The sequence below is a fragment of the Arthrobacter parietis genome (genome assembly GCF_039530425.1).
In the GTDB taxonomy this organism is placed as follows: domain Bacteria; phylum Actinomycetota; class Actinomycetes; order Actinomycetales; family Micrococcaceae; genus Arthrobacter_D; species Arthrobacter_D parietis.
In genome coordinates this window covers 553,045-565,307 of the sequence record NZ_BAAAON010000001.1, presented here as the reverse complement: position 1 = coordinate 565,307, position 12,263 = coordinate 553,045, and the positions used below count along the sequence as shown (strand labels likewise).

The following is a 12,263-nucleotide window of genomic DNA, read 5'->3' as shown; positions in this document are numbered from 1 at the left end:
TCGGAGGCGCGGGTCCAACCTTTGGAGCGGCCGGTTTCACGTGAAGAGCGTACGGTTTTACCTATGGAGCGGGCGACGGGAATCGAACCCGCGTATCGAGCTTGGGAAGCTAGCGCTCTACCATTGAGCTACGCCCGCATGCGGCCGAAACCGCTCCATAAACACTACAACATGTGCGGGATGCATTAGGCGCCCGCGCGGTTACCGGCGTCTTGGCGGACCTCAGCCGGGCGCCTGACCGGATTCCTGACCCGAGTCTTCTCCACGCTGGCTGGACGAGGCGTTTTTGACCCACTCCACGAGTTCCTTCCAGGGGCCTTCCACCGCGCTCTCGGCGACGGTCACTTCCCGGTAACCGATAGCGATGTGGTAGACGTAGCGATCGCGTTCAGCATCCTCGACTCCGCTGTTGTCCGCACCCTCCAGGAGGGGCAGCCAGCGTTCCTCCGCCTCGGTGGAGCTCACCTCCACACTCCACGTGCGGGTCAGCCCGGCGAATCCGCCCGAACGCGATACCTCAATCCGCGTCACAGCACGCCCACTTCCCGCCACGCATAACGGACCGCGTCCGCCTCCGGTGACCCATCCCCGAATCGGGCGATGGCGGCTTCAACGGTTACGGAAGCGAACAGCGAGAAATCGCAGTCCGTGGGAACGCGGCCACCGGTTGCGGCGTCATACCAGATCTGCCCACAGCGCTCCCACGCATTTCCGCCCAGCCGTGCGGCTGCGATGTAGAAGGCATGGTTCGGGATACCGGAATTGATGTGCACGCCGCCGTTGTCCGACGTGGTGTCCACGTAATCCGCCATGGTGGCGGGCTGTGGATCCTTGCCGAGGACGTCGTCGTCGTAAGCGGTTCCCGGCGCCTTCAGCGAGCGCAGCGCGCGCCCCTCCACCTGGTCAGTGAAGAGGCCTTCACCGACCAGCCAGCTCGCTGCATCTGCAGACTGGCCCAGCTGACGCTGCTCGACCAGCACGCCGAAGACATCCGAGATGGATTCGTTGAGCGCGCCCGACTGGCCCTGGTACCGCAGGTTGGAGGAGTACTGCGTGAATCCATGTGCCAGTTCGTGGCCGATCACCGTGAGCGACGCCGTGAAACGACCGAAGACCTCACCGTCACCGTCTCCGAACACCATCCGGGTGCCGTCCCAGAACGCGTTGTCATACTGCTGCCCGTAGTGAACCGTGGCATCCAGCGGCAGGCCCGAGTTGTCAATTGACGCTCTTTTGTACACCTCGCTGAACAGCTCATACGTCGTACCAAGGCCGGCATACGCTTCATCCACCGCTGCATCGCCCATAGGCGGATCGCCTTCCCGGCGGACAATCTGTCCAGGCAGGGATTCGCTGCCGCCTGCGTCCGCTATGGTTCGGCGCAGGGCCAGGACGACGGCGGTACCGGTTCCCCGCGATGGATCCCTGGGAGCTGTGGCGCGGGCATGATGGATCGGGTCCAACTCCACCAGTGCGCGCCGGGCGGCGGCCGCGGCAGACTGATGTTCCGGAGCTTCGAGTCCAGCCAGCCGTGCCAAGAGGTAGGGCGGAACAATGCTGCAGCGAACGTGGGACGGTGTGGGTGGGATCATGGCGCCTCCTCGGGTTCCCCCAACCTAGCGGCCGCCCCTGACAGTCTTCAATGGCAGTCTCCAAAGGCGCGATCGCGGTGGCGCAGTTCACTGGTGCGAAGAACTACGCTGGGAGGCATGAGCGTGGAGCGGAATACCAGAAACCTTGAAGCAGGCATCGAAAAGGATTTCTCGGGGAAGATGAGTTATGGGTCCTACCTCGCTCTGGACTCCATTCTTTCCGCGCAGCATCCGGTCAGTAGGCCGGAACACCATGATGAAATGCTGTTCATTATCCAGCACCAGACCTCCGAACTCTGGCTGAAGCTTGTCCTGCATGAGCTCGGTGCGGTCCGTACGCACCTGCAGGCGGATGATCTACGGGCAGCCATGAAGGGCATAGCGCGCATCAAGCATATTCAGCGCTCGCTGACCGAACAGTGGTCTGTTCTGGCGACGCTCACGCCGTCGGAATATGCGGAGTTCCGCGGTGCGCTCCAGGCAGCCAGCGGGTTCCAGTCCTACCAGTACCGTGCCGTCGAATTCCTGCTCGGCAACAAGAACGCGGGAATGCTGCAGGTGTTCGAAAGTGACGCTGAAGCTTTCGAGCTCCTGTCGCGGCTGCTTCGGGAAACCAGCATCTACGACGAGTTCATTGCCTACCTCTCGCGTCGCGGCTACTCCATCCCCGCGGAACTGCTCGAACGGGACGTGACGCGCGCGCACGAGTTCAACCCCGGGCTGGTCCAGGTTTACAAGGAGGTGTACGAGGACGCTGCCGGTCACTGGGACGTCTACGAGGCGTGTGAAGAGCTCGTGGACCTGGAGGACAACTTCCAGCTGTGGCGGTTCCGGCACCTGAAGACCGTGGAGCGCACCATCGGCCACAAGACCGGAACCGGTGGGTCCAGCGGCGTCGGGTTCCTGCAGAAGGCGCTGGAGCTGACGTTCTTCCCGGAGCTGTTCGCAGTAAGGACCGAGATCGGCCAGGCCTGACCGGTGCGGTATTTTTAGACGGTGCTGATCTCCGACCGCGACATCCGAACCGAAATTGCCGCCGGGCGCATCGCCCTCGACCCCTATGAACCGGAGATGGTGCAGCCGTCGAGCGTCGATGTCCGCATCGACCGGTTTTTTCGGCTTTTCGATAACCACAAGTACGCGCACATCGACCCGGCCGAGAATCAGCCAGACCTGACCCGACTGGTGGAGGTCGCTCCGGATGAGCCGTTCATCCTGCACCCGGGCGAGTTCGTCCTCGGCTCCACGTATGAGAAGGTCACACTTCCTGACGACATCGCGGCGCGCCTCGAGGGCAAGTCCTCGCTTGGGCGTCTGGGTCTGCTCACCCACTCGACGGCAGGCTTCATCGATCCCGGTTTCTCGGGTCACGTCACCCTTGAGCTGTCCAACATGGCAACCCTACCGATCAAATTGTGGCCGGGTTCCAAAATCGGCCAGCTCTGCTTCTTCAAGCTCACCTCGCCCGCGGAGCACTCCTACGGTTCGGGACAGTACGGCAACCGCTATCAGGGCCAGCGGGGGCCGACGGCGTCGCGTAGCCATCTGAACTTCCACCGCACCGAAATCGCCGAAGAAACTGCTTCCCGCTGAGTTCCTGCTGAGCGGGCTTCGCAGCGCCGGACGTGCTTCGCAGCGCGGGACGTGCTGTGAAGCGCGGACGTGCGTCCGCGCTTCAAAACCAGCGGGGCTACGGAGCAGGAACGACGGCGGGAGTCACCTTTGCGGGCGGCTTCACCGGGAGCAGTACCAGCAGGCCGGCCAGCAACACCACCAGAATGCCGAGGATCCCGAACCGCTGTTCCCCGAAGATGCCGATGAAGAGGGAGAACAGTGCCGGAGCCAGGAAGCTCACCGCACGGCCGGTGGTGGCATACAGCCCGAACATCTCGCCCTCCTCACCCCGTGGTGACAGGCGTGCCAGGTAGGCGCGGGAAGAGGCCTGTGCCGGACCCACAAACAGGGTGAGCAGGAGCCCGAAGATCCAGAACGTCGTATCTCCGCTCCAGCTCAACCCGAACATCTGCTGATCTGCCGCTCCAAGGACCATCACGGCGGTGCCCGCGACCAGGAGACCGATCAGCGACACGATGATGACCATCTTGGGACCGACGCGGTCATCGAAGTAGCCGCCGATCACTGCACCGATTGCAGCGATGACATTACCCACGATGGCGAACAGAATAACTTCGCTGAGTTCGAAACCGAATGTTCCGGCAGCGATGATGCCGCCGAAAGTGAACACCGCCGCCAAACCGTCACGGAAGATGGCGCTCGCGAGCAGGAAGAAGATGGTGTGCGGGCTGGTCCGGTAAATCGCCTTGATGCGCCGGAAGAGTAATCCGTAGGAGGCGAGGAAACTCAGGCGGTCGGCCTGTCGCTGGCGGGGGACTTCAGGGACCGCGAACATGACAGGGAGCGCGAAGGCGAGAAACCAAAGGGCGGAGAACACAGCGACCAACCGGATGTTCAGCGCGCCCTCGGTGCTGGACCCGAACCAGTCGAAAACCGGCTGGACAAAAGCGACCAGAACGATCACCAGGGCCACGATCCCGCCCACATATCCCATTGCCCACCCGAACCCGCTGACCCGTCCCACGCTGGACGGGGTGGAGATCTGGGCAAGCATGGCGTTGTAGTTGACGCCGGCGAACTCAAAGAAGATATTCGCGGCCGCGATCAGCGCAACGCCGAGGATCAGCAGTTCAGGCCGCGGAAAGACGAAGAAACACAGGGCGGTCAATGCCGCGACGGCCAGGCTGTTCACGCCCAGCCAGAGTTTGCGGCGACCGCCCACATCTGAGCGTTGACCCGTTACGGGCGCGAGGAGCGCAATGAGCAGGCCGGCAACTGCCAGGCCCCAACCGAGAACCTCCGACGCATAGGTTTCCCCACCGAAGGCGTCGGACGTGAGATAGACGGTGAAGACGAAGGTGGTCATGACTGCGTTGAAAGCCGCTGACCCCCAGTCCCATGAAGCCCACGCAAGCACGGGCTTGGAAAGGAGTCGTCCAGGGGGGTGTTGGGAGTCCGTGCTCATAGGCTGCATGCTATCCGCTGCGGACCAACAACTGGGTGAGGGCCGCTTTTATTCCCTTGCCGGCGACTTGTGCGCTGGGCAGAACCGGGAGGCAGCGTCGAGTATGCCACGGGTAGAATAGACACATGCCCTTGACCGTCAGCTGACCGTCTCACTCTGAGAGATCAGGAGATCATCGTGCTATCCGTGCTCATCGCCCTCTTCGCGGTGGCCGCAATAGCGCCCTTGATCTTCCGCCTGATGGGCCGCTCGGCCTTCTATCTCCTTGCTGCGGTACCTGCAGCGGGATTCGTGTGGCTGCTGGTGACCTTCGCCGATTACATCGACGCGGACCAGCTCAGCGGCAACGGCCAACCCAACGCACCGCCGTCCGTGGTCGTCCCCTGGATTCCCCAGCTTCAACTGGAACTGGCCTTCCGCATGGACGCGCTGGCCGCGGTGCTCAGCATCCTTGTTCTCGGCGTCGGGTCTCTGGTGCTGTTCTACTGTGCGCGCTACTTCAAGCAGGACGACGCCGACATCGGCCCGTTCGGCGCACAGCTGCTTGCCTTCGCGGGGGCCATGTTCGGCCTGGTCATCGCCGATGACCTCATCCTCCTGTTCATCTTCTGGGAACTGACAACAGTTCTGTCCTACTTACTGATCGGATACTCGAGGCATCGCCTCTCCGCGAGGCGTGCTGCGCTGCAGGCGCTCATTGTGACCACGCTCGGCGGGCTGGCCATGCTCGTGGGCCTCATCGTTCTGGGGCAGTCAGCCGGGACCTACCGGCTCTCGGACATCCTTGCGCGTGCAGACTCGCTCACCGGCCCTGCAGTGGAGACGGCGATCGTCCTGATCCTGGTAGGTGCGCTCTCCAAATCCGCATTGGTGCCATTCCATTTCTGGCTTCCCAGCGCCATGGCAGCACCCACGCCGGTCAGTGCCTACCTGCATGCTGCCGCAATGGTGAAAGCCGGCATCTATCTCATTGCCCGGTTTGCGCCTGGGTTTTCCGACACCCTGCTGTGGCCGCCGATCGTCCTCAGCCTCGGTCTCGCAACGATGATCTTCGGCGGGTGGCGCGCCCTGCGCCAGCATGACCTGAAGCTCCTTCTCGCCTACGGCACCGTGAGCCAGCTGGGTTTCCTGACCATCGTTGTTGGCCTGGGTGGCCAGAAAGCTGCGCTTGCCGGACTGGGGCTCCTGCTTGCCCACGGGTTCTTCAAGGCGACGCTCTTTCTCGTGGTCGGCATCATCGATCACCAGTCCGGTACCCGTGACATCCGGAAGTTGTGCGGGATCGGCCGGTCTGCGCCGGTGCTTGCCGTGGTCGCTGTTCTCGCGGCCGCGTCAATGGCCGGAATACCTCCGCTCCTGGGGTTCGTGGCCAAGGAATCCGTCTTCGAGGCATTTGTCCACCGGGCGGAGGAGGGGCCGGCAGGCATGGTGATGCTCGTCGGAATTGTTCTGGGCTCCATGCTGACTTTCGCGTACAGCGCCCGCTTTATCTGGGGTGGTTTCGCCAGGAAGTCAGCGAACCCAACGCCATTCAAACGGGTTGAGCCGTCCTTCCTGTTCGCTCCGGCGCTGCTGGCCGGTGCATCGGTCGTCTTTGGGCTGTGGCCGACGCCGCTCGACTCGGCGATCCAGCCCTACCTCAGCACCTTTCCGGCGGGCGAGGAGACTCCCCACCTGCTGCTCTGGCACGGCGTCACGCCGGCGTTGTTCCTGTCCCTGCTGTCGATCGCGGGCGGCCTGACGCTCTTCCTGCTGCGTGATCGCTTCGAACGGCTTCAGACCAGGGTTGCCCCCGATATCGACGCCGAGCGGAACTACAAGGCCGTTATCGGTGTGCTCGATGACGTGGCGGTCTGGCTCACCGGCCGAACTCAGCGAGGTTCGCTGGCGTTCTACCTGTTTGTCATCCTCACGATGGCGATTGTCACGCCGCTGAGCGCCCTGATCTTCTTTGATGCACCGGTTCCGCAGGACTGGTACCTGGCGGACTCGCCGGCCCAGCTCATTGCCGGCGTCGTTATCATCCTTGGCGCGATTGCTGCGCTTCGGGCGACCAAGCGATTCATGGCCGTGATCATGGTGGGTGTCACCGGTTACGGGATCGCACTGATCTTCGCGCTGCAGGGCGCTCCGGACCTGGCGCTGACCCAACTGCTGGTCGAGACGATCGTTCTGGTTGCATTCGTCCTCGCGTTGCGGTCCCTTCCAGCGCGCCTGTGGCAGCGGGCCCCTGGCCGCAAATACCGGCTCCTCCGCGCGGTCCTGGGCATCTCCTTCGGCTCGGTGATGGTGGCGATCGCGATGTCGGCGATGGCTTCCCGGGTGGCGGAACCCATCTCGCTGAGCTTTCCCTCGCTTGCTTACGACGACGGCGGAGGCGCCAACATCGTCAACGTCACTCTCGTGGACATCCGGGCATGGGACACCTTCGGCGAAATCAGTGTGCTCGCGATCGCTGCGACCGGAGTCGCCAGCCTGATTTTCATTCGTGGCCGTGGCGACGGAAGAGTGCGGGCGGACGGCGTCAAGAGCGGTACGGTCGGGCGGGGCAAGGAACCGATCGACGCGTACGGTAGGGAGGCCGCAGCCTTGGAACTGGCCAAGAAGTTCGCGAGCTCCGCGAACGATGCCTGGCTGGTTGCGGGCCGGACCCTTGCACCGGAACGACGCTCCATCATCTTCGAGGTGATTACCCGTCTGCTCTTCCACTCGGTGATCATTTTCTCGATCTACCTTCTGCTTGCCGGGCACAACCTTCCGGGCGGTGGGTTTGCCGGCGGACTGATGGCAGGGCTGGCCCTGACCATCCGCTACCTCGCCGGCGGCCGCTTTGAACTGGCTGAGGCTACGCCGATCAGTGCCGGCCTGCTCCTTGGCGGAGGTCTTGCAACGGCGGCGCTGACGGCTATCGTGCCGGTGTTCCTGGGCGGTGAGGTGTTTCAGAGCGCGATCATCGAGACAACCTGGCCCGTATTCGGGGACATCAAGTTCGTGACGTCGACCATCTTCGACATCGGGGTCTACCTGGTGGTGGTCGGACTGGTGCTTGACGTGCTGCGCAGCCTGGGCTCCGAGATCGACGAACGCAGCGAAGGCGTCACCGCAACCATCGATGCAGGAACGCCTGAACCGACGAAGACGCCTGAGGCGAAAACCTCGGAGGCAAAGACGTCGCAGACGAAGACCAGGGACCCGGAAGAAGGGGTGGCGCAGTGAGCGTCAACATCACGCTGCTTGTCATCATGGGTGCGCTCTTTGCTGCCGGGATCTATCTGCTGCTCGAGCGGAGCCTGACCCGGGTACTGCTCGGGCTGATCATGCTCACCAATGGAGCGAACATGCTGCTCCTGGCCGGCGGTGGAGCCGCGGGCAAGGCGCCGCTGTACTCGGCTGATATTCCGGCCGAGGAATATAGCGATCCCCTACCACAGGCCTTGATCCTTACCTCCATCGTGATTTCCTTCGCCGTCACCGCCTTCATGCTCGGCATCATCTACCGTTCGTGGGTCCTCGGACGCCAGGACGAAGTGCAGGATGACATTGAAGACCGGCGAGTGGCGTCGCAGAGCAGCTTTGACGCCGAAGACGACGCCGAGGTGCCCATCGAGACCACAGAATTTACGCCGGTTGAGGAAGCCGAAGAAGCACCGGGCGCCCAACGTACGGCAACCGCCAGAAGAGCAAACAAACCACGGACGGAGGGGCGATGAACATAGCAAATCTTGCGCCCCTGGCCGTCGTTCTTCCGTTTCTCGGAGCGGCACTGGCGTTCGTGCTTATCCGGCATTCGCGTTCCCAGCGGGCCGTCAGCATCACAACATTGTGTGTGACCCTCCTGATCGAGATCTTCCTGCTGATCGACACCAGCGGGAAAGGCACCACAGCGGTCTTCATCGGCAATTGGGCGGCGCCGTTCGGCATCACGATGGTTGTGGATCAGTTTTCTGCCCTGATGCTCGTGGTGTCCTCCGCAGTCAGCCTGGCAGTCCTGATCTATGCCACGGGCCAGGGAATGACAGACGGGGACGAAGACGGTCCCATCTCGATCTTCCATCCGACCTACCTGATTCTGGTGGCAGGGGTCTCCAATGCGTTCCTCGCAGGTGACCTGTTCAATCTGTACGTGGGATTCGAGATCCTGCTGACCGCAAGTTACGTGCTCATGACCCTCGGAGGCACCACGCCGCGCATCCGTGCGGGGGTGACCTACGTCGTCGTCAGTGTGGTGTCATCGATGCTGTTCCTCATCAGTATTGGAATGATCTATGCGGCTACCGGCACCATCAATATGGCGGACCTTGCGCTGAAGCTTGCGGACATTGATCACGGAACGCAGATGATCCTGCACCTGATGCTGCTGGTCGCTTTCGGCATCAAGGCTGCGATCTTCCCGTTGTCCTTTTGGCTCCCTGACTCCTATCCGACTGCCCCTGCGCCCGTCACCGCTGTGTTTGCGGGTTTGCTGACGAAGGTTGGCGTGTACGCCATGGTCCGGACCGAAACCCTTCTGTTTCCCGGAGACCGCATCAACACGCTGCTGATGGTGGTTGCGATGCTCACCATGATCGTCGGAATCCTTGGTGCGCTGGCGCAGTCGGATATCAAACGTATGCTCTCTTTCACGCTGGTCAGCCATATCGGTTACATGGTCTTCGGGCTCGCCATTTCGACGGTTATCGGTCTGGGAGCGGCGGTGTACTACGTTGCGCACCACATCATTGTGCAGACCAGCCTGTTCCTCGTGACCGGGCTGATTGAACGTCGGGGTGGGACGGCCAACATGGACCGGCTGGGTGGACTCGCGAAAATCTCCCCGCTACTGGCTCTCTTGTTCTTTGTTCCGGGCATGAACCTGGCCGGCATTCCGCCGTTTTCCGGCTTCCTTGGCAAGCTGGGACTGCTGCAGGCCGGTGTGGAACTGGGAACGCCGTTGGCGTATGTGCTTGTGGGTGCGGGAGTGCTGACGAGCCTGCTGACGCTGCTGGTGATCGCACGGGTGTGGAACCGGGCCTTCTGGCGCCGGCCTGAGGATGCAACCCACCCCGATCCCATCCTGATGGCAACGTCAGCCGACGGCTCAGCCGTTCGAACCTCACGGAGGGTTTCAGGGCATAGCACCGGAAAATTTGCGGGCCGGACTGCCGTGAACCTGTTGCCCCGCAGCATGGTTGGCGCTACTGCCGGGCTGGTGCTGCTGGGCGTCAGCCTGACCCTGTTGGGAGGTCCGCTGTTTGCCCTCAGTGACCAGGCGGCACAGCAGATGCTTGAGCGGACACCCTATATTGACGCTGTCCTGGGCGAAGGCGCTACCGAAGCGGCCACCGAAGCGGCAGGAGCAACCCCATGATGTCCAGACAAAAGATCCCGCTCCGGGTCGAACTGCCGCTGCTGGTCTGGCTCGTCATCGTATGGGGAGCGCTCTGGCAGGACTTCAGCCTGGGAAACATGGTGTTCGGAGCGATCATCGCGTTTGCTGTCGCCAACCTGCTGTATCTCCCGCCAGTTGAGCTCAGTGGGCGGTTCAACGTGCTCTATGCCGTCGGATTCGCCGGACGGTTCCTGCACCAGTTGGTGCTGGCAAGCTTTCAGGTATTCTGGCTGGCACTCACCCGGGGCCCGAAGCTGCAGAACGCAGTTGTGGCTGTGCGCTTGCGCAGTCCGTCCGACCTGCTGGTCACCGCGACCGGGCATGTCCTTTCCCTGATTCCGGGATCCCTGGTGGTGGAGGTGGACCGCTCCACATCCACGCTGTATCTGCACTGCCTGAATGTCACTACCAGGGACGACGCCGAGAAGGTGCGCCAGAACGCCCGGCGTACCGAGGAATGGCTAATCCGGGTCATGGGCACCCGGGAGGACCTGGCGCTGCTCGGCACCGATGCGCCGCACCACCTCGACGGAAGGGGACACCCGTGAACGTGATTCTCGGAATCATCGCTGTAATCCTCGGAGTCTCGGCGTTGTGCGCCATTTACCGGGTGGCGCGTGGTCCTTCGATCCTCGACCGGGTGCTGGCCGTTGACGTTCTGCTCGCGATCGTAGGTGGCGCGCTCGCTGCTGACATGGTCTTCAACGGGCACACCAACAGCCTCGTGATCCTCGTGGCAACGTCCGTCGTCGGATTTATTGCTTCGGTGACGGTCGCCCGGTTCGTCACGGAAAAGAAGTGAGCCGCTGATGGATGCTGCCCTGGATGTCCTGACCGCCGTTTTGCTTCTCGGTGGAGCGCTCATGTCGCTGGCTGCAGCCGTCGGACTGTTGCGGTTTCCTGACCTGCTGAGCCGCATGCACGCGGCAACCAAACCCCAGGTGCTGGGACTGTTGTTGTTCCTGTTGGCCATCGCGGTGCAACAGCGCTCCTGGTCAGTTGTGCCCGTCCTGATCGTCTGCTGGATCTTCCAGTTGCTCACTGCGCCGGTGTCGGCACACATGGTGGGACGCGCCGGGTACCGCACCAAGCACCTGCGGAAGGACCTGCTCAGCATGGACGACCTTGATGATGTCGTGGAACACGCGGCCACCCGGCGCCGTGAGGCCGGGGACCGTGCGTCCGGCGAGTAGGCCCGAGCCAGTAAGTTACTGGCTGCCGCAACACTGCCGCTGATCACGGTGGTGCCGTGTGGGTGCCGGCGCCGGCATCGGTGCCGGCATCGGTGCCGATGTGGGTGCGGGTGCTCCTGGACGCGTTGGAGCTCATGCCGGTGTCAGAGCGCGCGAGGTGGTTGTGGATGGCTTGTTCTACTTGCCAGTAGCGGTTGCGTCTGGGCGTTCGTTGCGGGTCGAGGTATTTGGGTGGTCTGAACCAGGGGATTCCGTTGACTGATTCGACTGTCCAATTTCCCTCATGGATCTGGTGGTGGTGTCGGGTGCAGAGCAGCACGCCGTCGCTGATGTTGGTGGTTCCGCCTGCAGCCCAGGGGATGATGTGGTGGGCTTCGCACCAGGTTGCGGGTGTGGTGCAGTCGGGGAACGCGCAGCCTTTGTCGCGTGCGACCAGTGCCCGTCGCAGATGTGGTGGGAAGAGACGTTGGGTGCGGCCGATGTCCAAGACCTGACCCTTGCCGCCGAGGACGAGCGGGAGGATGTCGGCGTCGCAGGCGAGTTTGCGGATGCTGCGGGCACTGAGTTGTTGGGCGAAGACCGAATGCCCGTCGTGTCCGCTGTGTCCGACGTTTCCGCTGCCTGTCAGGTCTTTGAGGAGGTCGCGGTAGTTGATGGTGACCATTACCTGGGGTCGGTGTCCTCCGGTCGCTGGAAGACCATCACCTGCCAGTGCAATCCGGCATGCTGAGACGAGTCCGTCGAGCAGGTTCTGTTCACGGGTTGACTGGTCCGGACTGGTTAGAGCTTCATTGTCGCGGTCCGTCGTGCCGTCTCCGTCGGTCGTGCGGTCTCCGTTGCCAGTGGTGCTGTGGGTTCTGGGGTTGGTGGCGGTGTTCATGACGGTGATGAGGTGTTCGTATTGCTCATCGGTGGCGCCGATTTCCATGAAGTGCAGGCCGTGGCGCCTACCGCGCAGGAACACACCCTGGCGTGCGCGGAGGGTCTTCTCGGTGGGCTCGGTGCCGTCCTGATCGATAATGTCTTCCCAGCGTTGGGCAAGGACCCGCAGGACGTCTTCGTCGGACTCA

General features: G+C 62.7%; 12 protein-coding genes and 1 tRNA gene. 8 read left to right on the top strand and 5 right to left on the bottom strand.

The window, feature by feature from the left end; translation table 11 throughout:
- Nucleotides 1–64: 64 nt before the first annotated feature.
- The 3 genes from ABFX19_RS02660 to ABFX19_RS02650 form a co-directional block, all read right to left on the bottom strand.
- Nucleotides 65–138: transfer RNA gene (locus ABFX19_RS02660), tRNA-Gly, on the bottom strand.
- A gap of 84 nt (nucleotides 139–222) precedes the next feature.
- Nucleotides 223–531, bottom strand: coding sequence for a protealysin inhibitor emfourin (locus ABFX19_RS02655; RefSeq protein ID WP_318532997.1), 309 nt, complete (start codon nucleotides 529–531; stop codon nucleotides 223–225).
- Nucleotides 528–1,592: a M4 family metallopeptidase gene (locus tag ABFX19_RS02650; RefSeq protein ID WP_346027360.1), complete on the bottom strand. Its 1,065-nt coding sequence runs from the start codon at nucleotides 1,590–1,592 to the stop codon at nucleotides 528–530. Before ABFX19_RS02650 ends, ABFX19_RS02655 begins: the two co-directional genes overlap by 4 nt.
- A 117-nt stretch (nucleotides 1,593–1,709) precedes the next feature.
- Between ABFX19_RS02650 and kynA the strand changes: the two genes are divergently transcribed.
- Together kynA and dcd are read left to right on the top strand one after the other, a co-directional pair.
- Entirely contained in the window at nucleotides 1,710–2,567 is an 858-nt protein-coding gene (kynA, locus tag ABFX19_RS02645) for a tryptophan 2,3-dioxygenase (RefSeq protein WP_346027359.1), read from the top strand.
- Between the two features lie 21 nt (nucleotides 2,568–2,588).
- The gene (gene dcd / locus ABFX19_RS02640) at nucleotides 2,589–3,185 is read left to right on the top strand and encodes a dCTP deaminase (protein ID WP_277357384.1); all 597 of its coding nucleotides are present in this window, start codon (nucleotides 2,589–2,591) and stop codon (nucleotides 3,183–3,185) included.
- A 97-nt stretch (nucleotides 3,186–3,282) separates the two neighbouring features.
- Here dcd and ABFX19_RS02635 read toward each other — a convergent pair whose 3' ends face one another.
- On the bottom strand, nucleotides 3,283–4,632 hold the full coding sequence (locus ABFX19_RS02635) for an MFS transporter (protein ID WP_277357383.1): 1,350 nt from the start codon (nucleotides 4,630–4,632) through the stop codon (nucleotides 3,283–3,285).
- A 177-nt stretch (nucleotides 4,633–4,809) separates the two neighbouring features.
- Here ABFX19_RS02635 and ABFX19_RS02630 point away from each other — a divergent pair, with 177 nt between their 5' ends.
- Genes ABFX19_RS02630 through mnhG form a run of 6 tightly spaced genes read left to right on the top strand, consistent with a single transcriptional unit; the run spans nucleotide 4,810 to nucleotide 11,193 of the window.
- A complete protein-coding gene (locus ABFX19_RS02630; RefSeq protein WP_346027358.1) occupies nucleotides 4,810–7,848 on the top strand; it encodes a Na+/H+ antiporter subunit A in 3,039 nt (1,012 codons plus the stop codon).
- Nucleotides 7,845–8,342 carry a Na(+)/H(+) antiporter subunit C gene (locus ABFX19_RS02625; protein ID WP_277357381.1) on the top strand — a complete coding sequence of 166 codons (498 nt, stop codon included), beginning with the start codon at nucleotides 7,845–7,847 and terminating at the stop codon, nucleotides 8,340–8,342. The genes ABFX19_RS02630 and ABFX19_RS02625 overlap by 4 nt, the downstream gene beginning before the upstream one ends.
- Nucleotides 8,339–9,979, top strand: coding sequence for a Na+/H+ antiporter subunit D (locus ABFX19_RS02620; protein WP_277357380.1), 1,641 nt, complete (start codon nucleotides 8,339–8,341; stop codon nucleotides 9,977–9,979). The genes ABFX19_RS02625 and ABFX19_RS02620 overlap by 4 nt, the downstream gene beginning before the upstream one ends.
- Nucleotides 9,979–10,548: a Na+/H+ antiporter subunit E gene (locus ABFX19_RS02615; protein ID WP_277357464.1), complete on the top strand. Its 570-nt coding sequence runs from the start codon at nucleotides 9,979–9,981 to the stop codon at nucleotides 10,546–10,548. The genes ABFX19_RS02620 and ABFX19_RS02615 overlap by 1 nt, the downstream gene beginning before the upstream one ends.
- The gene (locus tag ABFX19_RS02610) at nucleotides 10,545–10,802 is read left to right on the top strand and encodes an MrpF/PhaF family protein (RefSeq protein WP_056544404.1); all 258 of its coding nucleotides are present in this window, start codon (nucleotides 10,545–10,547) and stop codon (nucleotides 10,800–10,802) included. Before ABFX19_RS02615 ends, ABFX19_RS02610 begins: the two co-directional genes overlap by 4 nt.
- Before the next feature lie 7 nt (nucleotides 10,803–10,809).
- Nucleotides 10,810–11,193, top strand: coding sequence for a monovalent cation/H(+) antiporter subunit G (gene mnhG, locus ABFX19_RS02605; RefSeq protein ID WP_346027357.1), 384 nt, complete (start codon nucleotides 10,810–10,812; stop codon nucleotides 11,191–11,193).
- A gap of 43 nt (nucleotides 11,194–11,236) precedes the next feature.
- Here mnhG and ABFX19_RS02600 read toward each other — a convergent pair.
- A partial coding sequence (locus ABFX19_RS02600) for an HNH endonuclease signature motif containing protein (protein ID WP_346027356.1) occupies nucleotides 11,237–12,263 on the bottom strand: 1,027 nt, incomplete at its 5' end.